Consider the following 255-nt stretch of genomic DNA (forward strand, 5'->3'; position numbering starts at 1 on the left):
AGCCCTAAAGCTATTTCGGAGAGAACCAGCTATCTCCGTGTTCGATTGGCATTTCACCCCTACCCACACCTCATCCCCGCATTTTTCAACATACGTGGGTTCGGGCCTCCAGTCAGTGTTACCTGACTTTCACCCTGGACATGGGTAGATCACACGGTTTCGGGTCTACGACCGCATACTATGTCGCCCTATTCAGACTCGCTTTCGCTGCGGCTCCGTGTCTTCCACTTAACCTTGCATACGATCGTAACTCGC

At 52.5% G+C, this 255-nt stretch carries 1 rRNA gene; it reads right to left on the reverse strand.

Annotation, left to right across the window (positions count from 1 at the left end):
* A 23S ribosomal RNA gene (locus RVS70_RS23275) occupies positions 1 to 255 on the reverse strand; the annotation flags it as partial.

It is taken from the genome of Virgibacillus sp. M23, assembly GCF_034190895.1.
GTDB classification, from domain to species: domain Bacteria; phylum Bacillota; class Bacilli; order Bacillales; family Amphibacillaceae; genus Virgibacillus; species Virgibacillus salarius.